The sequence below is a fragment of the Enterobacter nematophilus genome (genome assembly GCF_026344075.1).
Classification (GTDB): domain Bacteria; phylum Pseudomonadota; class Gammaproteobacteria; order Enterobacterales; family Enterobacteriaceae; genus Enterobacter; species Enterobacter nematophilus.
In genome coordinates this window covers 824600-848493 of the sequence record NZ_JAPKNE010000001.1, presented here as the reverse complement: position 1 = coordinate 848493, position 23894 = coordinate 824600, and the positions used below count along the sequence as shown (strand labels likewise).

Annotated in this window: 21 protein-coding genes and 2 tRNA genes; 13 read left to right on the top strand and 10 right to left on the bottom strand. The window is 57.2% G+C overall.

The window, feature by feature from the left end:
• Window positions 1-121: 121 nt before the first annotated feature.
• Complete coding sequence (gene rutR, locus OSH03_RS04045; protein WP_151413161.1) at window positions 122-760, top strand: HTH-type transcriptional regulator RutR; 639 nt, start codon at window positions 122-124, stop codon at window positions 758-760.
• Window positions 761-831: 71 nt separating this feature from the next.
• Here rutR and OSH03_RS04040 read toward each other — a convergent pair whose 3' ends face one another.
• Together OSH03_RS04040 and putA are read right to left on the bottom strand one after the other, a co-directional pair.
• A complete protein-coding gene (locus tag OSH03_RS04040) occupies window positions 832-1221 on the bottom strand; it encodes a lysozyme inhibitor LprI family protein (RefSeq protein WP_266178326.1) in 390 nt (129 codons plus the stop codon).
• 51 nt (window positions 1222-1272) lie between these two features.
• A complete protein-coding gene (putA, locus tag OSH03_RS04035; protein ID WP_266178325.1) occupies window positions 1273-5235 on the bottom strand; it encodes a trifunctional transcriptional regulator/proline dehydrogenase/L-glutamate gamma-semialdehyde dehydrogenase in 3963 nt (1320 codons plus the stop codon).
• A 422-nt stretch (window positions 5236-5657) separates the two neighbouring features.
• Here putA and putP point away from each other — a divergent pair, with 422 nt between their 5' ends.
• The gene (gene putP, locus OSH03_RS04030; protein WP_061098616.1) at window positions 5658-7166 is read left to right on the top strand and encodes a sodium/proline symporter PutP; all 1509 of its coding nucleotides are present in this window, start codon (window positions 5658-5660) and stop codon (window positions 7164-7166) included.
• Window positions 7167-7244: 78 nt separating this feature from the next.
• Window positions 7245-7664 carry a DUF3574 domain-containing protein gene (locus tag OSH03_RS04025; RefSeq protein WP_266178324.1) on the top strand — a complete coding sequence of 140 codons (420 nt, stop codon included), beginning with the start codon at window positions 7245-7247 and terminating at the stop codon, window positions 7662-7664.
• Window positions 7665-7707: 43 nt separating this feature from the next.
• On the opposite strand, the gene OSH03_RS04020 is transcribed toward OSH03_RS04025, so the two are convergent.
• Window positions 7708-8892: a NupC/NupG family nucleoside CNT transporter gene (locus OSH03_RS04020; RefSeq protein WP_045261666.1), complete on the bottom strand. Its 1185-nt coding sequence runs from the start codon at window positions 8890-8892 to the stop codon at window positions 7708-7710.
• Between the two features lie 251 nt (window positions 8893-9143).
• Here OSH03_RS04020 and efeU point away from each other — a divergent pair, with 251 nt between their 5' ends.
• The 5 genes from efeU (at window position 9144) to OSH03_RS03995 (ending at window position 15598) form a co-directional block, all read left to right on the top strand.
• Complete coding sequence (efeU, locus tag OSH03_RS04015; protein WP_028012665.1) at window positions 9144-9977, top strand: iron uptake transporter permease EfeU; 834 nt, start codon at window positions 9144-9146, stop codon at window positions 9975-9977.
• A 40-nt stretch (window positions 9978-10017) separates the two neighbouring features.
• The gene (gene efeO, locus OSH03_RS04010; RefSeq protein WP_266178323.1) at window positions 10018-11145 is read left to right on the top strand and encodes an iron uptake system protein EfeO; all 1128 of its coding nucleotides are present in this window, start codon (window positions 10018-10020) and stop codon (window positions 11143-11145) included.
• A 5-nt stretch (window positions 11146-11150) separates the two neighbouring features.
• A complete protein-coding gene (efeB, locus tag OSH03_RS04005) occupies window positions 11151-12434 on the top strand; it encodes an iron uptake transporter deferrochelatase/peroxidase subunit (RefSeq protein WP_266178322.1) in 1284 nt (427 codons plus the stop codon).
• Window positions 12435-12933: 499 nt separating this feature from the next.
• Window positions 12934-13725, top strand: a complete 792-nt coding sequence (gene phoH, locus OSH03_RS04000) for a phosphate starvation-inducible protein PhoH (RefSeq protein ID WP_173647354.1) — start codon at window positions 12934-12936, stop codon at window positions 13723-13725.
• Between the two features lie 367 nt (window positions 13726-14092).
• Window positions 14093-15598: an alanine/glycine:cation symporter family protein gene (locus tag OSH03_RS03995; RefSeq protein ID WP_061098610.1), complete on the top strand. Its 1506-nt coding sequence runs from the start codon at window positions 14093-14095 to the stop codon at window positions 15596-15598.
• A gap of 240 nt (window positions 15599-15838) precedes the next feature.
• Here OSH03_RS03995 and OSH03_RS03990 read toward each other — a convergent pair.
• The 3 genes from OSH03_RS03990 to OSH03_RS03980 all read right to left on the bottom strand — a co-directional run bounded on the left by OSH03_RS03990 (window position 15839) and on the right by OSH03_RS03980 (window position 17622).
• A tRNA-Ser gene (locus OSH03_RS03990) sits at window positions 15839-15926 on the bottom strand.
• A gap of 137 nt (window positions 15927-16063) precedes the next feature.
• A complete protein-coding gene (locus OSH03_RS03985; protein ID WP_266178321.1) occupies window positions 16064-16741 on the bottom strand; it encodes an isochorismatase family protein in 678 nt (225 codons plus the stop codon).
• Window positions 16742-16761: 20 nt separating this feature from the next.
• Window positions 16762-17622, bottom strand: a complete 861-nt coding sequence (locus OSH03_RS03980) for a pirin family protein (protein ID WP_266178320.1) — start codon at window positions 17620-17622, stop codon at window positions 16762-16764.
• Between the two features lie 109 nt (window positions 17623-17731).
• On the opposite strand from OSH03_RS03980, the gene OSH03_RS03975 reads away from it, so the two are divergent.
• Entirely contained in the window at window positions 17732-18637 is a 906-nt protein-coding gene (locus OSH03_RS03975; RefSeq protein WP_266178319.1) for a LysR family transcriptional regulator, read from the top strand.
• Between the two features lie 290 nt (window positions 18638-18927).
• Here OSH03_RS03975 and OSH03_RS03970 read toward each other — a convergent pair.
• A tRNA-Ser gene (locus OSH03_RS03970) sits at window positions 18928-19015 on the bottom strand.
• A gap of 232 nt (window positions 19016-19247) precedes the next feature.
• Between OSH03_RS03970 and ghrA the strand changes: the two genes are divergently transcribed.
• From ghrA to OSH03_RS03950, 4 genes are all read left to right on the top strand, one after another.
• Entirely contained in the window at window positions 19248-20186 is a 939-nt protein-coding gene (gene ghrA / locus OSH03_RS03965) for a glyoxylate/hydroxypyruvate reductase GhrA (protein ID WP_151413166.1), read from the top strand.
• Window positions 20187-20270: 84 nt separating this feature from the next.
• Window positions 20271-21008, top strand: a complete 738-nt coding sequence (locus tag OSH03_RS03960; protein WP_028012671.1) for a phosphatase — start codon at window positions 20271-20273, stop codon at window positions 21006-21008.
• 20 nt (window positions 21009-21028) lie between these two features.
• The gene (locus OSH03_RS03955) at window positions 21029-21583 is read left to right on the top strand and encodes a TorD/DmsD family molecular chaperone (protein WP_028012672.1); all 555 of its coding nucleotides are present in this window, start codon (window positions 21029-21031) and stop codon (window positions 21581-21583) included.
• Window positions 21584-21679: 96 nt separating this feature from the next.
• Complete coding sequence (locus tag OSH03_RS03950; protein WP_072201771.1) at window positions 21680-22162, top strand: DUF1097 domain-containing protein; 483 nt, start codon at window positions 21680-21682, stop codon at window positions 22160-22162.
• A gap of 43 nt (window positions 22163-22205) precedes the next feature.
• On the opposite strand, the gene csgG is transcribed toward OSH03_RS03950, so the two are convergent.
• Genes csgG through csgE form a run of 3 tightly spaced genes read right to left on the bottom strand, consistent with a single transcriptional unit; the run spans window position 22206 to window position 23892 of the window.
• On the bottom strand, window positions 22206-23039 hold the full coding sequence (csgG, locus tag OSH03_RS03945) for a curli production assembly/transport protein CsgG (RefSeq protein ID WP_061098605.1): 834 nt from the start codon (window positions 23037-23039) through the stop codon (window positions 22206-22208).
• A gap of 26 nt (window positions 23040-23065) precedes the next feature.
• Window positions 23066-23479, bottom strand: coding sequence for a curli production assembly/transport protein CsgF (gene csgF, locus OSH03_RS03940; RefSeq protein ID WP_116340728.1), 414 nt, complete (start codon window positions 23477-23479; stop codon window positions 23066-23068).
• 23 nt (window positions 23480-23502) lie between these two features.
• Window positions 23503-23892 (bottom strand): curli production assembly/transport protein CsgE, encoded by a 390-nt coding sequence (gene csgE / locus OSH03_RS03935; protein ID WP_061098603.1) that lies wholly within the window; start codon window positions 23890-23892, stop codon window positions 23503-23505.
• Window positions 23893-23894 lie beyond the last annotated feature (2 nt).

The following is a 23894-nucleotide window of genomic DNA, read 5'->3' as shown; positions in this document are numbered from 1 at the left end:
GACTAAATGGTCAAAAACATTGCACAGAAAACAGGCACTCATGCGCGATGGGAGTGCAGAATGTCGTGGCGAGACGGGGGTTTTGCTATGCTGAGGGCAACGCAGAATAAGGAGAGCGGGAATGACACAAGGCGCAGTGAAAACACCAGGTAAACGTTCGCAGGCGGTGAGCGCCAAGAAGCAGGCGATCCTCAGCGCCGCGCTGGAGACCTTTTCACAGTTTGGCATTCACGGCACGCGCCTGGAACAGGTGGCGGAGCAGTCCGGGGTATCCAAAACTAATCTGCTCTACTATTACCCGTCGAAAGAGGCGCTCTATGTGGCGGTGATGCAGCAGATCCTCGATATCTGGCTGGCGCCGCTTAAGGCGTTCCGCGAAGAGCTGGCCCCGCTGGTGGCTATAGAGGAGTACATTCGCCTGAAGCTGGAGGTGTCGCGCGATTACCCGCAGGCGTCAAGGCTGTTTTGTCTTGAGATGCTGCAGGGCGCGCCGCTGCTGCAGGCAGAATTAACGGGAGATTTAAAGCAGCTGGTGGACGATAAGTCGGCGATTATCGCCGGATGGGTTGCCAGCGGAAAGCTGGCCCCGGTCGACCCGCAGCACCTGATCTTTATGATCTGGGCCGCTACCCAGCATTACGCTGACTTTGCGGCCCAGGTCGAGGCGGTAACCGGTAAAACGCTCCAGGACGAGGCGTTTTTCCACAGTACCCTGCAAAACGTGCAGCGGATGATTATTGAAGGGATCCGCGTGCGCTAGTTCCCCCTCACCCTAACCCTCTCCCCGGAGGGGCGAGGGGACTGTTCTGTGCTGTCTTTTCGCCCTCGCCCCTATGGGGAGAGGGGACAGCTTAGGTCGCCCTCTTCACACTGCATCAGCGAGGACAGAAACGCTTCGCGCTCCACGGTTTTCTCCGCCAGGCACTGATTCACAATCATGGGCTGAACGCTGCCGCCCTCCGTACCCGAACCGATAAACGCGCAGTCCGCGTCGCGCAGGGCAATCCACGCCTGCTGCGCCTTTTTCAGCAGGTCGCGCTGGGGAGCCGCGGCACGCTTAATGGCGGCCTGATAGGTCTGGTTGAGCTTTTTATCGGCAGCCTGGTACTGCTGCGCGCTACAGGTGTTCATTTCAAGCTGGGTGGTCGCTTTGTCGCACTCGTTGGCCAGCGCGCTGGCGCTGAACAGCAGTGCCGCACCGGCGATAAGATATCGTTTCATATTCTCCCCAATAAAATAAGGCTCCGTCTCCGGAGCCTTATTAGCACAGCGTTAGCCGATTGTCATCAGGCTGGCGTTACCGCCCGCCGCCGCGGTGTTGACGCTGAGCGAGCGCTCCACGTACAGGCGCTCCAGCAGCAGGTTGGTTTCCCCGCGGGCGAAGCCCTGCACCGAAACAATCGCCCCGCTGCGGGCCGCCACCTGCTCGCAGAGCTCGCGCAGCTGGTCAGAATCGCCGTGGTAAATCACCGCATCAAACGGCTGGGTCAGCAGGGCATCGGCCTTCGCAAAGCGAATGCGGGCCGAGACCGCTTTCGGCAGCTGCTTGGCGAGATCGCGATGCAGCGCATCTTCCGGCCACAGCACTTCGCAGCCGGTAGCCATCGCCGCGGCCAGCTGCACCAGCGCGTCCTGCTCGTTATCCGCCACGCACAGCACGCGCTCGCGCGGCATCAGCGTCCAGGTGTTGCGCTCGCCGGTTGGCCCCGGCAGCAGGCGCTGCGTGCCTGCCTGCGCCAGCTCGCCGTACTGCCGGGCAACCGCACGCAGCTCAGGACGTTTTTCCGCCCAGGCGATCAGCGCCTCCAGCGGCTGGGTCAGCACGGTTTTCACCTGCGTATCTACCGGATAACTTGCGTCCTGGCGCGCCAGCGTCACGCCCAGGGCATTTTCCGGACGGTTCGCCAGCAGGCGGTACAGGTAGAGCGGGCCGCCCGCTTTCGGGCCGGTGCCGGAGAGGCCTTCGCCGCCGAACGGCTGCACGCCCACGACCGCGCCCACCATGTTGCGGTTAACGTACAGGTTGCCAACTTTGGCCGTGCCGGTGACCTGTGCAATGGTTTCGTCGATACGGGTATGCACGCCGAGCGTCAGGCCGTAGCCGGAGGCGTTGATCTGGTCGATAAGCTCGTTGAGGTTGTTACGGCTGTAGCGCACCACGTGCAGCACCGGGCCGAAGACCTCTTTTTTCAGCTCGTCGAAGCTTGCCAGCTCGATAAGCGTAGGCGGCACGAAGGTGCCGGTCTGCCACTCGCGGGCATCTTCGCTGTTCTCGCGCACCGCCTGGAACACCGGACGGCCTTTGGCGCGCATGGACTGAATGTGGTTTTCAATGTTGGCTTTGGCCTCCGCGTCGATCACCGGCCCGATATCGGTGGTGAGACGGCCCGGGTTGCCCATGCGGCATTCCGCCATCGCGCCGCGCAGCATCTTCAGCGTGTGGTCCGCCACGTCGTCCTGCAGGCACAGCACGCGCAGGGCGGAGCAGCGCTGACCGGCGCTGTCGAAGGCGGAGGCCAGCACGTCGACCACCACCTGCTCGGTGAGCGCGGAGGAGTCAACGATCATGGCGTTCATCCCGCCGGTTTCGGCGATGAGCGGCGTAGGGCGGCCCTGCGCATCCAGACGGGTGGCGATATTGCGCTGCAGCAGAGAGGCCACTTCGGTGGAGCCGGTAAACATCACGCCGCGCACGCGGTTGTCGGAGGTCAGCTTCGCGCCGACGGTTTCACCGCGGCCCGGCAGCAGCTGGACCACGCCCGCAGGTACGCCTGCTTCCAGAAGAATGTTGATGCCCTGGGCGGCAATCAGCGGGGTCTGCTCTGCCGGCTTGGCCAGCACGCTGTTGCCTGCGGCAAGGGCGGCGGCAATCTGGCCGGTGAAGATCGCCAGCGGGAAGTTCCACGGGCTGATACAGACCACCGGACCGAGCGGACGGTGCGTTTCGTTGTCGAAATCATCGCGCACCTGACCGGCGTAGTAGTGCAGGAAGTCGACGGCCTCGCGCACTTCGGCGATGGCGTTGCTGAAGGTTTTACCCGCTTCGCGTACCAGAATGCCGATGAGCGACTGCATCTGATCTTCCATCAGCACCGCGGCGCGTTCCAGAATGGCGGCACGCTCCTGCGGCGGGGTGGCGAACCAGATTGGCGCGTTGTTCACCGCGCTCTCCAGCGCCTGGTCCACTTCCGCTTCGGTTGCTTCACGCGCGTAGCCGACGATGTCCTTCGGCTCTGCCGGGTTGATCACCGGCTGCATGTCGCCATCCTCGACGGCCTGCTCAAGGATCGGTTTGGCCTGCCACTTCTGCAACGCGCTGTTGAGCAGGGCAGAGGAGAGGGACGCCAGACGGTGTTCGTTGGCGAGATCCAGACCCGCCGAGTTGACGCGGCCCTCGCCGTACAGCTCGCGCGGCAGGGCAATCTTCGGATGAGGCAGGCCAATCTGGCCTTCCTGCGCCGCCATCTTCTCTACGGCCTGCACCGGATCGGCCACCAGCTCGTCCAGCGGCAGGGTGGTGTCGGCGATGCGGTTAACGAAGGAGGTGTTCGCGCCGTTTTCCAGCAGGCGACGCACCAGGTACGCCAGCAGGGTTTCGTGGGTGCCCACCGGGGCATAGATGCGGCAAGGGCGGTTCAGCTTGCCGTCGGCTACTTTACCGGTTACCTGTTCGTACAGCGGTTCGCCCATGCCGTGCAGGCACTGGAACTCGTACTGGCCCGGATAGTAGTTCTGCCCGGCCAGGCTGTAGATCGCCGCCAGGGTATGGGCGTTGTGGGTCGCGAACTGCGGATAAATCAGGTTCGGCACGCCGAGCAGCTTTTTCGCGCAGGCGAGGTAAGAGACGTCAGTGTAAACCTTGCGGGTATAGACCGGATAGCCTTCCAGGCCTTCCATCTGGGCGCGTTTGATTTCGCTGTCCCAGTAGGCGCCCTTCACCAGGCGGATCATCAGGCGACGGCGGCTGCGGCTTGCCAGATCAATCAGGTAGTCAATAACGAACGGGCAGCGCTTCTGGTAGGCCTGGATAACGAATCCAATCCCGTTCCAGCCCGCCAGCTCCGGCTCGAAGCACAGTTTTTCCAGCAGATCGAGGGAGATCTCCAGACGGTCGGCCTCTTCGGCGTCGATGTTGATGCCGATGTCATACTGGCGCGCCAGCAGCGTCAGGGACTTCAGGCGCGGATAGAGCTCTTCCATCACCCGGTCGTACTGCGCGCGGCTGTAGCGCGGGTGCAGGGCGGAGAGCTTAATAGAGATGCCAGGGCCTTCATAAATACCGCGACCGTTGGACGCTTTACCGATGGCGTGGATCGCCTGCTGGTAAGAGACCATGTAGGCCTGCGCGTCGGCGGCGGTGAGCGCCGCTTCGCCCAGCATGTCGTACGAGTAGCGGAAACCTTTATCTTCCAGCTTGCGGGCGTTCGCCAGCGCTTCGGCAATGGTTTCCCCGGTGACGAACTGCTCGCCCATCAGGCGCATCGCCATGTCCACGCCCTTGCGGATCAACGGCTCGCCGCTCTTGCCGATGATGCGGTTCAGGGAGCGTGACAGGTTGGCTTCGTTATGGGTGGAGACCAGCTTGCCGGTAAACAGCAGGCCCCAGGTAGCGGCGTTGACGAACAGCGACGGGCTGCGGCCAATATGGGAGTGCCAGTTGCCGTTGCTGATCTTGTCGCGGATCAGCGCGTCGCGGGTGGCTTTATCCGGAATACGCAGCAGCGCTTCCGCCAGGCACATCAGCGCCACGCCTTCCTGCGAGGAGAGGGAGAACTCCTGCAGCAGCCCCTGTACCATCCCGGCGCGTCCGGTGGCGGTTTTCTGGTTGCGCAGCTTGTCGGCTAACTGATACGCCAGGCTGTGCGCCTGGGAGGCAATGGCTTCCGGCAGGCGGGCCTGCTCCAGCAGCATCGGCACGGCGTCGGTTTCGGCGCGGCGGTAAGCCCCGGTAATGGCGGCGCGGCTGACGGACTGCGGCAGGATCTGCTCGGCAAATTCGAGGAACGGCTGGTGGTTATCTTCCACCGCCGTCGCGGCGTCGTCGCTTTCGTTTGCTGCGCCCGCCAGCAGGGCAGGCAGCTCCGGCAGGCCTTCTTCGCTCTCAAGCCTTTCCAGATAGTTAAAAATCGCCTGCTTGATTAACCAGTGCGGTGTGCGGTCAATGCGGGTTGCTGCGGTTTTAATCCGTTCGCGGGTCGCGTCATCCAGCTTAACCCCCATGGTGGTCATCCCCATGCCAAAACTCCTGTTGTTCTGTAATAGCGTTCTGTTGATAGCGTGAAATATCCACCATGTTGCAACTTTGTGCAACCGTGTTAAATGTGACCTGGTTTGCAAGCTGGAAAATGAATGGATTGTTAACGATTAGTTAGCTGGGAAAAAGAACTGCCTGCTGTTTCTGAACCCAGTTTTTATGCGGTGCTTAACACTTTTTAAAGGTGCAACCCGCAAAAGCGTGAGCGAGTGCAACCTATAGGAAACTCGTATCAAACCGGGGATGAATTTGATGTAAATGCAGTGTTAAATCGTTTGTCAGCGGGATGCGCATACGGCAGGATAGCGCGCCCAACGGAAACACATACACACATCACTACGTTCCGGTGATGACATAACAAGGCAGCCCGGACGGCTGTCGCTCGACATTTTGGAGAATTTGAATGGCTATTAGCACACCGATGCTGGTGACATTTCTCGTTTATATTTTTGGCATGATCCTGATAGGGTTTTTGGCATGGCGTTCGACAAAGAACTTTGACGACTACATTCTGGGCGGCCGCAGCTTAGGCCCGATGGTTACCGCGCTCTCTGCGGGCGCATCCGACATGAGCGGCTGGCTGCTGATGGGGCTGCCGGGCGCGATTTTCATCTCTGGTATTTCCGAAAGCTGGATCGCCATCGGCCTGACCGTCGGCGCGTGGATCAACTGGAAGCTGGTGGCAGGCCGTCTGCGCGTGCACACCGAAGCCAACAACAACGCCCTGACGCTCCCGGACTACTTCACCGGACGCTTTGAGGATAACAGCCGTATTCTGCGCATTATCTCCGCGGTGGTGATCCTGCTGTTCTTCACCATCTACTGCGCCTCCGGCATCGTGGCGGGTGCGCGCCTGTTCGAAAGCACCTTCGGCATGAGCTATGAAACCGCCCTGTGGGCCGGTGCCGCGGCAACCATCCTCTATACCTTCGTGGGCGGGTTCCTGGCGGTAAGCTGGACCGACACCGTGCAGGCGAGCCTGATGATCTTCGCCCTGATCCTGACCCCGGTGATTGTGATTTTCACCGTCGGCGGCTTTGGCGAATCGCTGGAAGTGATCAAGCAGAAGAGCATTGAAAATGTCGACATGCTGAAGGGGCTGAACTTTGTGGCCATCGTCTCCCTGATGGGCTGGGGCCTGGGCTACTTCGGTCAGCCGCATATCCTGGCGCGCTTTATGGCGGCGGATTCTCACCACACCATCGTTCACGCGCGTCGCATCAGCATGACGTGGATGATCCTGTGTCTGGCGGGCGCGTGCGCGGTCGGCTTCTTCGGTATTGCGTACTTTAACAACAACCCGGCCCAGGCGGGCGCGGTGAACCAGAACGCCGAGCGCGTGTTCATCGAGCTGGCGCAGGTGCTGTTTAACCCGTGGATTGCCGGTATTCTGCTCTCTGCGATCCTGGCGGCGGTGATGTCCACCCTGAGCTGCCAGCTGCTGGTTTGCTCCAGCGCAATCACCGAAGACCTCTACAAGGCCTTCCTGCGTAAAGACGCGAGCCAGAAAGAGCTGGTGTGGGTAGGGCGCTTTATGGTGCTGGTGGTGGCGCTGGTGGCCATTGCGCTGGCGGCCAACCCGGAAAACCGCGTGCTGGGCCTGGTTAGCTACGCGTGGGCGGGCTTCGGTGCCGCGTTTGGTCCGGTGGTGCTGTTCTCCGTGCTGTGGTCACGCATGACCCGCAACGGCGCGCTGGCGGGGATGATCATCGGTGCGGTGACCGTCATCGTCTGGAAGCAGTTCGCGTGGCTGGGCCTGTACGAAATCATTCCGGGCTTCATCTTCGGCAGCATCGGTATTGTGGTGTTCAGCCTGCTGGGTAAAGCCCCGTCTGCCTCTATGCAGAAGCGCTTTGCGGAAGCGGACGCGCATTACCACACTGCGCCGCCGACTAAGCTTCAGGCAGAGTAAAAATATACCCACCTCCTCACCCTAACCCTCTCCCCAAAGGGGAGAGGGGATAGACCGTTCACCAGTTCGAGATGAAAAATGATGATTAAAACAGGGTTAATGGTGGCAGCATTAGTGATGCTGGCAGGCTGCACTGCTCCCACGCAGCGCGCGGCGGTAGAGACCTGCAAAGCGGATAACCAGATGCAGCAGACCACGCTCTATTTCGGCTTAAATCGCCCGGCAGGGGCGCAGATTACCGGTAGCGAGTGGCAGCAGTTTGTTGACCAGGACGTGACGCCGCGCTTTCGCGATGGCTTAACGGTATTTGATGCGCGCGGGCAGTGGCTGGGTAACGACGGGAAAGTAGCGCGTGAGCCCAGCAAGGCATTGATGCTGATCCACGGTAAAGACGTGCAGAGTGAAACAAATATCGAAGCGTTACGCGGGATTTATAAATCACGCTTCGCGCAGGAGTCGGTGATGCGCGTCGACCAGCCGGTGTGCGTGCAGTTTTAATAAAAACGGCGGGAAATCCCGCCGTTATTTGTAGCAAAGCAATTTACAGCACTAACCCCGCAAAGCTCGCCGACAGCAGGCTCACCAGCGTCGCACCGTACACCAGACGCAGACCAAACCGCGATACCACGTTGCCCTGCTGCTCGTTCAGCCCCTTAATCGCCCCGGCGACGATGCCGATGGAGGCGAAGTTGGCGAACGATACCAGGAAGACGGACAAAATACCCAGCCCGCGCGGTGACATTTCATGGGCAATTTTTTGCAGCTCAATCATCGCTACAAATTCATTCGCCACCAGCTTGGTTGCCATAATGCTGCCCGCGTTTAGCGCATCGCTCAGCGGAATCCCGATAAGCCACGCCAGCGGATAAAAAACATAGCCCAGGATCTGCTGGAAGCTCATGCCGAATACGCTGGAGAAGAGGGCGTTAACGGCGCTGATGAGGGCGATAAAGCCAATCAGCATCGCCAGAATAATCATCGCCACCTTAAAACCGGCCAGAATATACTCGCCCAGCATTTCAAAGAAGCTCTGGGATTCGTGCAGCTTTTCCAGCTTGATATCCGGCTCGGCTTCCGGACGCACCGGGTTAATGACTGAGAGAATAATAAAGGTGCTGAACATGTTCAGGATTAGCGCCGCAACGACAAATTTGGCGTCGAGCATGGTCATATAGGCGCCGACAATCGACAGGGAAACCGTCGACATCGCGGTTGCGGCCATGGTGAACAGGCGACGCGAGGAGAGATCCCCCAGCACGCCTTTATAGGCAATGAAGTTTTCCGACTGGCCGAGGATCAGCGAGCTCACCGCGTTGAACGATTCCAGCTTGCCCATGCCGTTCAGCTTTGACAGCAGCGTTCCGATGATTCGAATAAAAATCGGCAGGATCCGCCAGTGCTGGAGAATACCAATCAATGCGGAAATAAAAATAATCGGACACAGTACGCCGAGGAAAATAAACGCCAGCCCTTTTTCACCCATTCCGCCAAAGACGAAATTCGTCCCTTCCGAGGCAAATTTCAGCAGTGACTCAAAGAAGCCGGAAACGTATTTAATCAGGAATAGCCCGCTTTCGGCGTGCAGGAAAAAGAACGCCAGAGCAATTTCAATAACAATCAGCTGGAAAACATAACGAATGCGAATTTTTCGGCGGTCGAAACTCACCAGCCAGGCAAGCGCAAGAATAATCACCAGCGCCAGCAGGAAATGGACAATCTTAAACATGGGTTATTTTCGGTTGGTTTTTGAGGCGGATATTTAGCCACAGCGCTGGTTAACCGTAAATGGGCATTTTTATTATAACTTATAAACTTAACGGTAACGGCAGCAACTATTAACAGGCTTTACGTTTACAACTCGTCATCAAATCACCACACATTTCGCTTGTGTTTCCCTTCGCCGTAATGATAATCACTATCACAAGAATTTACCTTTCTTTGCATCAGTTGACCGCGATAAACATTTAAGGTGTCGGCATGTTTGTTCCATTTCTCATTATGTTACGTGAAGGCCTTGAAGCGGCCCTGATTGTCAGCCTTATCGCCAGCTATCTGAAGCGCACCCAGCGCGGGCGCTGGATTGGCGTGATGTGGGTTGGCGTCTTCCTTGCCGCGGCGCTTTGCCTGGGCTTAGGTATCCTCATCAATGAAACCACCGGCGAATTCCCGCAGAAAGAACAAGAGCTGTTTGAGGGTATCGTCGCCGTGATTGCGGTGTTCATCCTGACGTGGATGGTCTTCTGGATGCGCAAAGTTTCCCGCAACGTGAAGGTGCAGCTGGAGCAGGCGGTGGATAACGCCCTGCAGAAGGGGAATCACCACGGCTGGGCGCTGATTATGATGGTCTTTTTCGCCGTGGCGCGCGAGGGGCTGGAATCGGTCTTCTTCCTGCTGGCGGCATTCCAGCAGGACGTGGGCATCTGGCCGCCGCTGGGCGCTATGCTCGGTCTGGCAACGGCGGTGGTGCTGGGCTTTCTGCTCTACTGGGGCGGCATTCGCCTCAACCTGGGCGCCTTCTTTAAGTGGACCAGTCTGTTCATTCTGCTGGTGGCTGCGGGGCTGGCGGCAGGAGCGATCCGCGCCTTCCACGAGGCGGGCCTGTGGAACCACTTCCAGGACGTGGCGTTCGATCTCAGCAACGTTCTCTCCACCCATTCACTGACCGGCACCCTGCTCGAAGGCATCTTCGGCTACCAGGAAACGCCGAGCGTCAGCGAGGTGGCGATGTACTTTATCTATCTGGTTCCGGCGCTGGTGCTGTTCGCAATGCCGCCGCGTACCGGCTCGCAGGCGTCGCGCGTTGCGCCGTAATTATTGTTTTAGTTACAACATACTTTTTAAGGGAAGAGTCATGGCAATTCAGTTTCGTCGTAGTGCATTGTGCGCAGGCATTGCCGCGCTGTTCGCTTCTGCATTCGCCGCGCAGGCTGCGGATACTCCGCAGGTGAAAGTCACCGTTAACGATAAGCAGTGCGAGCCGATGACCATCACGGTTAACAGCGGTAAAACCCAGTTTATCATCCAGAACCACAGCCAGAAGGCGCTGGAGTGGGAGATCCTCAAAGGCGTGATGGTGGTGGAAGAGCGCGAAAACATCGCGCCGGGCTTCAGCCAGAAGATGACCGCCAACCTGCAGCCGGGTGAATACGACATGACCTGCGGCCTGCTGACCAACCCTAAAGGCAAGCTGATCGTCAAAGGTGCAGCGACGGCGGACGCGGCCAAAGGCGAGGCCCTGCTGAGCCTGGGCGACGCCATTACCGCCTATAAAGCCTACGTCACCAAAGAGACGGCGGACCTGGTCACGGGCACCAAAGCCTTCACCGACGCGGTGAAAGCGGGCGATATCGAAAAAGCGAAATCCCTGTACGCGCCAACCCGTCAGCACTACGAGCGCATCGAGCCGATTGCCGAGCTGTTCTCTGACCTCGACGGCAGCATTGATGCCCGCGAAGATGACTACGAGCAGAAGGCCGCCGATCCGAAATTCACCGGCTTCCACCGTCTGGAAAAAGCCCTGTTTGGCGATAACTCCACCAAAGGAATGGAGAAATACGCCGGGCAGCTGAACGCCGACGTGCTGGAGCTGCAAAAGCGCATCAGCGAGCTGGCCTTCCCGCCGTCAAAAGTGGTGGGCGGCGCGGCGGGGCTGATTGAAGAAGTGGCCGCGAGCAAAATCAGCGGTGAAGAAGATCGCTACAGCCATACCGACCTGTGGGACTTCCAGGCCAACGTCGACGGCGCGCAGAAGATTGTCGATCTGCTGCGTCCTCAGCTGCAAAAAGAGAACGGCGAACTGCTGGCAAAAGTGGATGCCAACTTCAAAAAGGTCGATACCATCCTGGCGAAGTACCGCACCAAAGACGGGTTTGAAACCTACGACAAGCTGACCGACGCTGACCGTAACGCGCTGAAAGGCCCGATTACGACGCTGGCGGAAGATCTCTCCCTGCTGCGCGGCGTACTGGGTCTGGACTAAGCACGATGAACAAGCACGACGAATTCGACGTGGCGGAACCTTCCCGACGTCGTTTGTTAAAAGGGGTAGGGGCGCTGGGCGGCGCGCTTGCCCTGGCGGGCGGCTGCCCGGTGGCGCACGCAGCAAAACCGCAAAGCGCGCCCGGCACGCTGTCGCCGGATGCCCGCATGGAGACCCAGCCGTTTTACGGCGCGCACCAGGCGGGTATTCTGACGCCGCAGCAGGCTTCCATGATGCTGGTGGCCTTTGATTCGCTGGCCAGCGATAAGGCGGATCTGGAGCGGCTGTTCCGCCTGCTGACGGCGCGCATCGCGTTTCTGACCGCGGGCGGGCCGGCGCCGGAGACGCCGAACCCGCGCCTGCCGCCGATGGATTCCGGTATCCTCGGTGCGTTTATCGCGCCGGATAACCTGACCATTACTGTGTCGGTAGGGGAGTCGCTGTTCGATGACCGCTACGGCCTGGCAAAACAGAAGCCGAAAGCGCTGCAGAAGATGACGCGCTTCCAGAATGACTCTCTCGACGCGGCGCTGTGCCACGGCGATCTGCTCCTGCAGATTTGTGCCAATACTCAGGACACGGTGATCCACGCCCTGCGCGATATCATTAAGCACACGCCGGATCTGCTTAGCGTGCGCTGGAAGCGGGAAGGGTTTATCTCTGACCATGCCGCCCGCAGCAAAGGCAAAGAGACGCCGGTTAACCTGCTGGGCTTTAAGGACGGCACGGCCAACCCGGACAGCAGCGATGCGGCGCTGATGAAAGACGTGGTGTGGGTGACGGCAGATCAGGGCGAACCGGCGTGGGCGGTGGGCGGCAGCTACCAGGCGGTGCGCATTATCCAGTTCCACGTGGAATTCTGGGACCGCACGCCGCTGAAAGAGCAGCAGACGATTTTTGGCCGCGACAAGCAGAGCGGGGCGCCGCTGGGCATGAAGCACGAGCATGATGTGCCGGACTACGCGAGCGATCCGGATGGCGACGTCATCGCGCTCGACAGCCATATTCGCCTCGCCAACCCGCGCACCAAAGAGACGCAGTCCAGCCTGATGATGCGCCGTGGCTACAGCTATTCGCTGGGCGTGACCAACTCCGGCCAGCTTGATATGGGGCTGCTGTTCGTCTGCTATCAGCACGATCTGGAGAAAGGCTTCCTGACCGTGCAGAAGCGGTTAAACGGCGAAGCGCTGGAAGAGTACATTAAGCCCATCGGCGGCGGCTATTTCTTTGCTCTGCCCGGCGCGCGCGATGCTGGCGCGTATCTCGCACAAGGTCTGATTGAAGCCTGATAATCGTCCCTGCGATAGTTCGCGGGGACATTATTTTTTCATATGACTATCTTATTGTTATATTTCTGTAATATTCATATATAAGACTGATTCCGCTGCAGGAACAGTCTTAAAAGTTGCATTCAGGTAAAATAAATGTTGCATTTATGATAACTCCTGATGTACTTAAGATAAGACAGCGGTAGTTCCCGGCAGTGATGCTGAATCACTATGGAGATCGCGAATGGTTGCGTCCTGTACTGGACAAGGTAAACATAACAACCGCAGCACCCGGCGCGGAGGCTCAGACTCCGGCAGCGATTTCCTCACCACTAAATTCTCCCCCACACCTCAAGAATCTGATTCGACCGACGTGCAGACCGGTGCGCGTAGCCGTTCTGTATCGTCATCTGATAAAGCAAGCAATGGCTTACAAGGAAGCCAACCCTCTGATGTTCGTGCGCATAATCGTGCCAAAGCTGGCGCGTGTGATGAATACCAACAACTCAAGGTGCTATCCATGGGAAGACAAAAAGCAGTGATCAAAGCTCGTCGCGAAGCAAAACGTGTGCTGAGACGGGACTCACGTAGCCATAAACAGCGTGAAGAAGAATCGGTCACCTCGCTTGTGCAGATGAGTGGCGTAGAAGCAATTGGCATGGCCAGAGACAGCCGTGATAATTCTCCAATTGTGGCGCGCAATGAGGCTCAGGCGCACTACCTGAATGCTATCGAGAGTAAACAGCTCATCTTTGCAACCGGTGAAGCCGGATGCGGGAAAACCTGGATCAGTGCGGCCAAAGCGGCGGAAGCGCTGATCCATAAGGACGTGGAGCGCATTATTGTTACTCGTCCGGTACTGCAGGCGGATGAAGATCTCGGCTTCCTGCCCGGGGATATTTCGGAGAAGTTTGCTCCGTACTTCAGGCCCGTCTATGACGTGCTGGTGAAGCGACTGGGTGCATCCTTTATGCAGTACTGCCTGCGACCAGAGATTGGCAAGGTGGAAATCGCGCCGTTCGCCTATATGCGCGGACGTACATTTGAAAATGCGGTCGTCATTCTTGACGAGGCTCAGAACGTGACCGCTGCGCAAATGAAGATGTTCTTAACGCGCCTCGGGGAGAACGTGACGGTTATTGTTAACGGCGATATTACCCAGTGTGACCTGCCGTCGGGCGTGAAGTCCGGCCTCAGCGATGCCATGTCACGTTTTGAGGAAGATGAGATGATTGGGGTGGTACGTTTCACCAAAGAGGACTGCGTGCGTTCAGCGCTGTGTCAACGGACGCTGGAAGTGTATTCCGATTAAGATCATTCTTTTTAAGCCATTTCTTCCCGGCGTCATGCCGGGAAGCGTCATTTATTATTTGCATTCCTCACCTGTTATTCATAATTAATCATTTCGATTATTTATTTATATTCGGCTGGTTTTTATTTGAGCGGTAGAAGTGTGACATGTGTTTATAATACCCACAAAATATCTATGAATATAATGATCGCGCTAATTGTTAGTTAAAAATTAAACGTGAATGTTGTCACAGATCATTACTACGAAGTAAAAATTAAGTTGGTGTCTGCAGGGGAGTTATCTATGTTTCGTACTTGTTCGAACAAAATTCTAAGAAGAAACACAACAGGGGATCCGTTCCCCCGAAACATCACGCTGAGGGTCATACATGAACGAACTGGTTGGTGCTATTAATGGTGTAATCTGGAGCCCTGCGTTAATATTTTTATGTCTGGGTGTTGGCCTCTATTTCTCACTGCGTAGTCGCTTTCTGCAATTACGTCATATCAAACATATGATTACCCTGATGTTCCAGGGGCGTCCTACCGATGCAGGCGTATCGTCGTTTCAGGCGCTGACGATGACGCTGGCAGGCCGCGTGGGGACAGGGAATATCGCCGGTGTGGCCACGGCAATTACCTTTGGCGGGCCGGGGGCGCTTTTCTGGATGTGGATAGTGGCGTTTTTGGGCGCCAGCTCAGCGTTTGTTGAATCCACTCTCGGTCAGGTTTATAAAGAAAAAATAAACGGTGAATATCGCGGCGGTCCTGCCTTTTATATTGAAAAAGGTTTAGGCGTGAAGTGGTATGCCTGGTTATTTGCCATTGTGACTATTTTCTCCTGCGGGTTATTACTTCCGGGCGTACAGGCAAACTCGATTGGTGCGAGCCTGGATATTGCCTTTGGTCTGAGCCCGAACGTCACGGCGGCATTACTTGCCGTGCTGTTAAGTTTTATTATTTTCGGCGGCGTGAAAAGGATCGCCAGCTTTAGCAGTATGGTCGTTCCTTTTATGGCGCTGGGCTATATTATTGTCGCCTGCGTGATTATCGCCATTAATATTAACCAGCTCCCTTCGGTTATTCTGCTGATCTGGAAAAGCGCGTTCGGCCTGGAAGCGGGCTTTGGCGCCATCCTCGGCCAGGCGATTATGTGGGGCGTTAAGCGCGGCGTCTATTCTAACGAAGCGGCGCAGGGGACCGGGCCGCATGCGTCATCCGCGGCGGCGGTAAGCCATCCGGTGAAGCAGGGGCTGGTGCAGGCATTCTCGGTCTATATCGACACGCTGTTTGTCTGCTCCGCGACCGGGTTTATGCTGCTGATCACCGGGCTGTATAACGTGCAGGGCGTCGACGGCGCGGCGCTGTATACCGGGATTGCAGGCGTGGCCGCAGGTCCTGGCTACGTGCAGACGGCGATGGAAAGTATGATGCCGGGCTTTGGTAATTACTTTGTTGCCATTGCGCTGTTCTTCTTTGCCTTCACCACGATTATTGCCTACTACTATATTGCCGAAACGAATATCGCCTTTATTAACCGTAAAATTCACCGCCCGTGGCTGACGTTCCTGCTCAAATTATGTCTGATGGCTTCGACGGTATATGGCACGGTTCGTACCGCGGATCTGGCCTGGGGGCTGGGGGATATTGGGGTAGGGCTGATGGCATGGCTCAACATTATTGCCATTGTTCTGCTGCATAAAAAAGCGTTTGCCAGCCTGAAGGATTATGAAACTCAGAATGCGCAGGGGCTGGATCCACAGTTTGACCCGGTTCGACTGGGGATTAAAAATGCGGATTACTGGCTGGAGGAGCGTAAGGACGAGAATGTTGCTAATCCTGGACAGGTTTCATCTCCTGAAGGAAAGCAGCCGGCAGGGAAGTTGAATAGCTGAGGAATAGAATAAGAAGGCCCGTGCTTTGACACGGGCTTTTTTTATAAGTGAGGTGCTGAGTCTGGACCGGGGGGGGATTGACTCGCTTCGCTCGCCCTACGGGCAGCCTGTTCGCTTCGCTCTCAGTCTGTCCAACTGGCTGCGCCAGTTGTCGAACCCCGGTCGGGGGTTCTCATCCCCCCTTACGGAGAATATAAAAGAAAAAAGCCCGTACTTTCGTACGAGCTTTTATCTTGAATATGGCGGTGAGGGGGGGATTCGAACCCCCGATACGTTGCCGTATACACACTTTCCAGGCGTGCTCCTTCAGCCACTCGGACACCTCACCATATTGTTTTGCTGCCTGACTGCTTGGGGGGCAACGGGGCGCTACTATAGGGAGTTGCGCGAAAGCGGTCAAGCAGATTTTCTGCATTCCTGCTTGTTCGGTTAAGCCTTAATCAGCTTATGCCGCACGGCGCAGGATTAACGCTGCGAATCGAGCACTTCGCTGTTTTTCACCACCTCCTGCGCTTTGCCGTAGCTTTCGATCAGCAGCTGGTAGGCCGGGAAGATGTGGGTGTAGACCTCAGCCCATTCAGCCGCGTCTTCACGGTTCCAGGTTCGCTGGATCTCAGAGGCCACAGCGGCGGTATCCATCGGCACCACGCCTGCCTGAACCACGCGTGCCAGGGTGATCTCCTGCGCCATTTTGCTGTAGGTGCCGGAGGCATCAATTACCGCAAACACTTTATACCCGTCCGCGACCGCGCTGATGGACGGGAAGGCCATGCAGACGCTGGTGATCGTGCCGGCAATAATTAACGTCCTGCGACCGGTGGCTTTTACCGCCGCCACGAATTCCGGGTTATCCCAGGCGTTGATCTCACCTTTGCGGGCCACATACTGCGCATGCGGCGCGTTGGCGTGGATCTCCGGGATAAGCGGGCCGTTCGGTCCCTGTGGAACGGAGGCCGTGGTGATCACCGGGATCTTCGCCAGCGTGGCGATCTTTGCCAGCGCCGCCGCGCGGGCGCGCAGCTCCGGCATGGGCATGTCGCCGACGGTCTGGAACAGACCGCTCTGGTGGTCAATAAGCAGCATGACGGCATCATTTACGTCAATGACGGGACGTGTACCGTTGAAGTTTGCAGGGGTAGACATATTGCGCTCCTTAATTACGTTCAGATCTGGCCGAAGCGGCCGGAGTTGAAATCACGAATGGCTTCCGCGATCTCGGTTTTACTGTTCATCACAAACGGGCCGTAGCCCACAATCGGTTCATTCAGCGGCTCGCCGGCCATCAGCAGCACTTTCGCGTCGCTGTTCGCTTCCAGATGCAGCCTGTCGCCGCTCTGGCTCAGCACGACCAGCTGCGCTTCACTCGCTGGCGTGGTGCCGTTCACCGTTACGCTGCCCTCAAGTACCACCAGCGCTGTGCTCCAGCCTTCGGGCTGGTTGAGCGTCAGATGGCTGCCCTGGTGCAGCGCCAGATCCCAGACGTTCAGCGGTGAGAAGGTATGAGCCGGGCCCGTCACGTCCTCAAAGCGACCGGCGATGACCCGCAGCGTGCCGCTGTTATCCGGCAGCGTGACCACCGGGATATCCGCTTTGGTGATGCTCTGGTAGCCGGGCGTCGCCATTTTGTCTTTGGCAGGCAGGTTAACCCACAGCTGCATCATTTTCAGTTCGCCGCCTTTCTGCGCGAAGGTGCTGGAGTGGAACTCCTCGTGCAGGATGCCTGCGCCCGCCGTCATCCACTGCACGTCGCCGGGGCCGATGACGCCGCCTCTGCCCGTGGAGTCGCGGTGCTCCACTTCGCCGGAGTAAACGATGGTCACCGTTTCAAACCCGCGATGAGGATGCTCGCCCACGCCGCGTTTCGCGCCGTCCGCCGGGAAGGTGTACGGCCCTGCGTAGTCCAGCAGCAGAAACGGGCTCAGCGGCTCGCCGTGCGTCTGGTACGAAAACATCGAACGAACCGGAAAACCGTCACCGACCCAGTGCGGACGAGGTGCGGTATAAACGCCTGTTACGCTTTTCATGATGAACTCCTGATGTTCTGTTGATGTAATTAGCTTATATTCAGGGTTAATATCCCGGTAGATAGTGAAAATGACATTCACTGTTCTGAAAATAGAACGATGAGGGCATATGCAGGATCTCAATGATTTCGCGTGGTTTGTGAAGGTGGTGGACCATGGTGGGTTTGCGGCGGCAGGCCGGGCGCTCGATCAGCCCAAGTCGAAACTGAGCCGCCGGATTGCCCAGCTGGAAGAACGCCTTGGCGTGCGGCTGATTCAGCGTACCACCCGGCAGTTTACGGTGACGGAAGTGGGGCAGACGTTCTATCAGCACTGTAAAGCCATGCTGGTAGAGGCCGAAGCTGCGCAAGAGGCGGTGGCGGCGTTGCAGGCCGAGCCGCGCGGCGTGGTCAGGATCACCTGTCCGGTCACCTTGCTGCACGTGCACGTGGGGCCCATGCTGGCGCGGTTTATGGCGCGCTATCCGGGGATCAATCTTCAGCTTGAGGCCACCAACCGGCGGGTCGATCTGGTGGGCGAGGGGATTGACGTGGCGATCCGCGTTCGCCCACGTCCGTTTGACGACAGCGACCTGGTGTTAAGAGTGCTGGCTGACAGGGGGCACTGCCTGGTGGCGAGCCCTGAGCTGATCGAGCGGATGGGCAACCCTGCCGTGCCGTCTGAGCTGAGCGAGTGGCCGGGTTTGAGCATGGGGGCGGGAAAGCAGCTGCATAAATGGGAACTGAGCGGGCCGGAAGGGGCGAAAGCGGAGATTCACTTTACGCCGCGCTTGATTACCACCGATATGCTGGCGCTGCGTGAAGCGGCGTTGGCGGGTGTGGGGGTAGTACAGCTGCCGATTTTAATGGTCAAGGATCAGCTGGCATCAGGGGAACTGGTACGGGTGCTGGACGCGTGGGAGCCAAGACGGGAAGTGATTCACGCTGTTTATCCCTCCAGGCGAGGTTTGCTGCCGTCCGTCAGAACGCTGGTGGATTTTCTTACTGAAGAGTATGCGCGGATGGTGGAGGAGTAACGATCCCTTCGCCCTGCGGGCTGAGGAGTCCCCGGAAACTAATGCGAGCAAGTGAACAATTCCCTCGCCCCTTTGGGGAGAGGGTGAGGGGCTCAGGCCGCACCGAGCTGCTTATAGCACCGGGGGGATTGACTCGCTTCGCTCGCCCTTCGGGCAGATTCCTCGCAGGCTCGTCATCTGTCCAACTGGCTGCGCCAGTTGTCGAACCCCGGTCGGGGGGCTCATCCCCCCACAGGCGTGCAATATGCAAAAAAAAAGCCCGCATTTTCATGCGAGCTCTTCTTTAAATATGGCGGTGAGGGGGGGATTCGAACCCCCGATACGTTGCCGTATACACACTTTCCAGGCGTGCTCCTTCAGCCACTCGGACACCTCACCATATTGTCATCCCGTTGTTGCCGGGACGGGCGCTAATGTAAGGAAAAGCCGAACTGCCGTCAACCCACTTTTTCAGTAATTTAGCGCGTTTAGACAAACTTCAGGCAACATGATTCTTAAATGTGCTGAAAGCGTCTTTTTTATCAACAACACAGTCGCGCAAGAAATTTGCTATGCTGACCGTCCAGTTAAAAAGCAAAATAAATCAGCGCAATAAAAGGCAGGATTGACTATGGATATACTCTTCTATCACCCCACTTTTGATACGGCTTACTGGATTAAAGCACTTTCTGCGGCTCTGCCGGGCGCTCGCGTTCGTGAGTGGAAGCGGGGCGATAACGAACATGCCGACTACGCGCTGGTCTGGCATCCGCCGGTAGAAATGCTTCAGGGCCGTAAGCTGAAGGCCGTGTTCGCGCTCGGGGCCGGCGTGGATTCCATTCTGAGCAAGCTGAAAGCACACCCTGAAATGCTGCCGGAAGATATCCCTCTGTTCCGCCTCGAAGATACCGGTATGGGCCAGCAAATGCAGGAATATGCCGTGAGCCAGGTGCTGCACTGGTTCCGCCGCTTTGATGATTATCAGGCGCTTAAGCAGCAATCCCGCTGGGAGCCGCTGCCAGAATATCCGCGCGAAGCGTTTACCGTTGGTATCCTCGGAGCCGGCGTGCTGGGTTCGAAAGTGGCTGAAGCGCTCGCGCCGTGGGGCTTCCCGCTGCGCTGCTGGAGCCGCAGCCGTAAAAACTATCCGGGCGTTGAGAGCTTTGCCGGAACGGATGAGCTTCCGGCCTTTCTGAACGGCACGCGCGTGCTGATTAACCTGCTGCCCAATACGGCGGAAACGGTGGGGATCATCAATGAAGGCCTGCTTAACCAGTTGGACGATCGGAGTTACCTGATGAATCTGGCGCGCGGCGTGCATCTGGTCGAGCCGGATCTGCTGAAGGCGCTGGACAGCGGGAAGCTTAAAGGCGCCATGCTGGATGTCTACAGCCGCGAGCCGCTGCCGGAGGAAAGCCCGCTGTGGCGACACCCGCGCGTGGCAATGACTCCGCACGTTGCCGCCGTGACGCGACCTGCCGAGGCGGTGGCCTATATCTCGCACACGATCGGTGAAATAGAGAAGGGTAACCCGGTCACCGGACAGGTCGATCGACAGCGCGGTTACTGAGAGAAACCCGGCGTTCGCCGGGTTTTTGCTAATATTCGCCGCTGATAACTGCTATCCTTTGGAAAAAACGCAGAGGAGAGAAAGATGTATCCCGTTGACCTGCATATGCACACCGTCGCCAGCACCCACGCGTATAGCAACCTCCATGATTATATCGCCCAGGCGAAGCTTAAGGGCATCAAGCTGTTCGCGATAACCGATCACGGCCCGGATATGGCGGATGCGCCGCACTACTGGCATTTTGTGAATATGCGTATCTGGCCACGTCTGGTGGACGGCATTGGGATACTGCGCGGCATTGAGGCGAACATCAAAAACACCGACGGTGAAATTGACTGTACCGGCCCGATGCTGACCTCGTTAGATCTGATCCTTGCCGGTTTCCATGAGCCGGTATTCCCGCCGCAGGATAAAGAGACCAATACCGCGGCGATGATTGCCACTATTGCCAGCGGCAACGTGCACATCATTAGCCACCCGGGCAATCCGAAGTACCCGATTGATATTCAGGCCGTGGCGCAGGCGGCGGCGAAACACCGCGTGGCGCTGGAAATTAATAACTCCTCGTTCGTGCACTCGCGTAAGGGCAGTGAAGCCAACTGTCGCGAAGTGGCTGCCGCCGTGCGTGATGCGGGTGGCATGGTGGCGCTGGGCTCTGATTCGCACACGGCCTTCACGCTGGGGGATTTTAGCGAGTGCCTGAAAATATTGCAGGATGTGGATTTCCCGGAAGAACGCATCCTGAACGTCACGCCGCGTCGTATGCTCGATTTCCTCGAGTCGCGCGGCATGGCGCCGATTGATGAATTTGCCGATCTTTAATTGAATAACGGAATAAAACAATGAATGAATTTTCCATCCTTTGCCGCGTGCTGGGCTCCCTGTATTACCGCCAGCCGCAGGATCCGCTGCTGGTTCCGCTGTTTACGCTGATTCGCGAAGGTAAGCTGGCGCAGAACTGGCCGCTGGAACAGGATGAGTTACTGGAACGCCTGCAGAAAAGCTGCGACATGCAGCAGATCTCAACGGACTACAATGCTCTGTTCGTGGGCGAAGAGTGCCGCGTGTCGCCGTATCGTTCCGCCTGGCAGGAAGGAGCGACCGAAGCGGAAGTGCGGGCATTTCTCTCCGAACGCGGGATGCCGCTGAGCGATACGCCAGCCGATCATATCGGTACGCTGCTGCTGGCCGCCTCCTGGATCGAAGACAACGCTGGTGACGACGAAAATGAGGCCATCGGGATCCTCTTCGAAACGTATTTGCTGCCGTGGGTGGGGACCTTCCTGGGTAAAGTGGAAGCTCATGCGACCTCTCCCTTCTGGCGAACGCTGGCCCCGCTGACGCGTGACGCCATCGCAGCAATGTGGGACGAGCTGGAAGAAGAGAGTGAAGAGTGATTTAAATCACAAAAATCCTGCAACGATACATTTCAACTTGCACGTAATGTGCTTCTGATCTCATTTCTGTGGCGCGCTTCTGCTAAGATGCGCGCCATGAACATATTACTTTGTATTGCGATCACGACGGGCATCCTCTCCGGTATTTGGGGATGGGTAGCGGTGTCTCTCGGTCTGTTAAGCTGGGCTGGCTTTCTGGGCTGCACGGCCTATTTCGCCTGTCCTCAGGGCGGGCTTAAGGGGCTGTTTATCTCTGGCTGCACGCTGATGAGCGGCGTTATCTGGGCGCTGGTCATCATGAAAGGCAGCGCGCTGGCGCCGCATCTGGAGATGCTGGGGTACGTCATGACGGGTGTCGTCGCCTTCCTGATGTGCATCCAGGCGAAGCATCTGCTGCTGTCGTTTGTCCCGGGCACCTTCATGGGGGCCTGTGCGACCTTTGCCGGTCAGGGGGACTGGAAGCTGGTGGTTCCTTCCCTGGCGCTGGGACTGCTGTTTGGCTACGCCATGAAGAACAGCGGTCTTTGGCTGGCGGCGCGACGGGAAAAAACGCAAAACATCACCGCGGTGAGTGAATAAAAAAAGGCGAGATAATCATCTCGCCTTTTTTATGCGCTGCCCGTCAGGATTCCGGAGGCACCGACATATCACGGTATTTCACCAGGATCGGGTTCTGCACGTCCGCTCTGTTTTGCAGATCCCACAGCCCGCGATCGATACCATCGTTGATTAAGAAGATCACGCCGGTTTCAATGGCTGACATCAGACACATCATGACCGGTTCGTTCGAGGTGTAGCCAATTTCTCCCTCCAGCAGGCGCTGGTAGTCGATGAAGCGGAATACCCCAGCCTGAACTTCATAAGACAATATCGTTTTGCTGGTGTTGACCGAAGAGAGCACTTCACCGGTACTGACGTTCACGACGCGCAGGTTAACCGCAATTTGGTCGAGCTGGTACTGGGTATCTGCGCCGATACCGAAGTAGCGCGCGCCCACGCCACCCGATTTCACGTTGCTCTCGTAACCGATAATCGACCCTTCAATCATCACGTTTGCGGCGGCCAGAGACTGCAGAGGCATCCGGTTATTGTCCGCGACGGTGCCATTCTCCTGCGCGGCACGAATGATTTTTCGTTCGTTTAACAGGTTCTGAAGCCCCTGGCGTTCCAGCGGTATAAACCAGCGCGAATCCTTCAGAGCGGTCACCAGCATGGCGGTGGCGCTTTGCGGCACCGCGGTGGAGAAGTTACTTGCCGGGTAAGGCTTAAATTGCCCGGTTTCATCCTGAATGTTGTATACCGAGACAAATATCTTGCCCGTAGGCGAAGGCAAATGGGTTAAATCACGATAACTCTGGGCCCGAGGCATTAATGTGGGTTTTGCAGCTTCTTTAGGCGGAGCAGTTAAACAACCGCTCAATAAGCACACTGCAACAAATATCAGGAAGCGCTGCATGGTCGTTGTCCTTATTTAGCTGTTGTTTAAAAGTCAGTTGAATTATTTTGCAGGCCGGAAACTTCTATGGTGGACGTTTTTCCGGTTTTACGATCGGTCACATTCAACTGAAGCTGTCCGTCCCTGTTGGCGATGTCGACAATAAAGTCGTTGGTCATCATTCGGCCGGGCTTGCCGGTATTAATGTTGGTCAGCAATCCCCCTAAAATTTGCGACTGGATAGCCTGGGTGAAGTTATCCAATGCGGAAGGGGTATCAACGGTAAAATCCTGATAGCTCGGATCTTTATAGGAGTTTTGTGCCTGGGCTTGATTCAGCAGAAAGGCACCGTTGTTGGGGTTACCGCCAAAGTTAGGGTTACGGAACTGGAAGGTCATATTTCCGGCCCAGCTCAGGGGAGCAATAAGCATGATCGAAACAACTGCATATGCAATACGCATGACAGCCTCCGCATATCGGTTCGCTAGAACTCATCTTTTGCTAAATCGCTGGTGCTTAATAGGGCTTTATCTATTTGCAGGCGATTAATAGCGTCTTCAGTTTGAGCCAGTGCTAAGGCTACGTTTTTATCGAAGTCTGTTTTCGAGGGGAATAAAAACGTTTGATAAATAACGTCCTGATTGGCCGTTATGGTTATCCAGCTTCCCCAACGTGCACTGGGCCGCTCGTTGATTGTTAAATTACCCGTGTAGGGACTGTCCCATTTATCGCTGAAGGCCCGGTAAAAACTGTGCCCGATCGATGAGACAGTGTGGTCAGTTAACAATCCGGGAACTTCGACCTCAACGGCCTGCAGGTTCCCTGCAGCGAGCAGAAAACTCGCTGCGGCGATCCAACTCAACGTGCGCTTCATGT